Origin of the sequence: Alcanivorax sp. UBA3183 (genome assembly GCF_002364155.1) — a bacterium.
In the GTDB taxonomy this organism is placed as follows: Bacteria; Pseudomonadota; Gammaproteobacteria; order Pseudomonadales; family Alcanivoracaceae; genus Alcanivorax; species Alcanivorax jadensis.
Map to the genome: position 1 here is coordinate 565 of NZ_DEXN01000021.1, position 1,435 is coordinate 1,999.

Annotated in this window: 2 protein-coding genes; one reads left to right on the forward strand and one right to left on the reverse strand. The window is 58.3% G+C overall.

From position 1 onward, the window contains the following. The first annotated feature begins 93 nt into the window (after positions 1-93). Complete coding sequence (locus B3Q33_RS08775) at positions 94-552, forward strand: DUF2489 domain-containing protein (protein WP_286827491.1); 459 nt, start codon at positions 94-96, stop codon at positions 550-552. Positions 553-672: 120 nt separating this feature from the next. On the opposite strand, the gene B3Q33_RS08780 is transcribed toward B3Q33_RS08775, so the two are convergent. After that, a complete protein-coding gene (locus tag B3Q33_RS08780) occupies positions 673-1,410 on the reverse strand; it encodes a DUF3108 domain-containing protein (RefSeq protein ID WP_286827492.1) in 738 nt (245 codons plus the stop codon). Positions 1,411-1,435 lie beyond the last annotated feature (25 nt).

A 1,435-nucleotide genomic window follows, 5' to 3' on the forward strand; every position in this document is an offset into this window, starting at 1 on the left:
GAGAGTGTGCCGCGTACAATGCGGCTATGCCCAAGGATTTTCAATGCCGACGGCATGGCTTTTTATCTTCACAGACTCCAAGGAGAATGCGTTATGGCCCAGGCCGGACAACTTATACTGGCAGCCTTGATTGGGCTGTTGATTGGTGCAGCCTTGGGCCTGGTGCTTTGGCGATTCTGGCTGGCCCGCCGTGAGGCACGGGAAACCCGCGCTCAGCAGGTGCACATTATCGAGAGTCTTGACGTGTTGTGCCGCGCTGTAGAGCAGAAACAGGTGGAGTTAAGCGAGGCCTCCATTCGTATCAGTGCCCTGTTGGATTGCCTGCCTGACAGCATCGAACCGAAAGTGGATCTGGCTGCCATCCATCAGTTTGCCGAAACCTGTCAACAATTTGATCGTGGTGAGCAGCGCCAGGAGCTGACCCCCCGGGCGCGATTCCAGCAGGATTCCCGTCGCTGGCAGCTGGAAGAGGATCAGGATGAGGTGGTGAACCAGGCGACTCGCCGCCTGGCAAAAGTGCTGCCAACCTGGCGGAGCGGCTTGAGAGTCTAGAGGCCCTCTCAATCACTTTTTGCGTACTCAGCCTGGCCTGAAGGGAACAGTTGTTGTGCTTTGTCGCGAGGGGCGGGTGGCTGCGTTTCCTGGCGAAAAAGGGCAGCCGATAAGGAGGGTTCAGGGGTTCGTAGCCAGATAACGGAACGACGTCAACTCAATGCGCCCCCGCACGAACAGATTTTCCTGATGGTCCATGCGGACCATGAAGTAATCCAACTCCCGGGCTGCCCAGAACCGGGAGCGCTTGCCCCGCTCCGGATAATCCCGCTCTATACTGGCGGCATCCCAGTCTCCGGCGGGAGTCTCCAGATTTTCCACACCCAGAGAGCGGTATTGGTAGTTTGCCATGCCGTCTGGTTCTGCTACCGGATAACTGAACTCGGTGTCTCCCCTGGCCATGTTGCAGCGCGCCACCATGGCGACACTCAAGGCATCCAGCGCCTCATCGACCAGTGGATAGATCGCCTTGCTGCCCTGGGCTTCACGGTCTTGCCAGTCAAACACAATCTCCCCTTCGCGGCGCAGGCCGAAGCCGGCGCTGGCATGGCGATAGTGATGGGGGCGAGCGGTGCAATCATGCCAGCGGAAGGTGGCGATTTCTTCATGTTGAAACAGGCGATTTTCAATCCGGAAATGCAGTCGGTAGTCCTGCTCTTCCTGCGTGAGCCGGATGGTGGCATTGAGGCCCAGGGGGATGCCATTGACCACAACGCGGTACTCGGCTTCAGCAGGCTGGAGCGCTATCGGGAAGGGGGCAGGCTGATCGCCGGGTTGAGCAAACAATGACTGGGACGACAAAAGCAACAGGCCCGACAGCAGCCGTAAGGGCCGCAGGATTACAGTATGATTCGCCACTTTCCCAGTGTCCCCAGTTAAATGA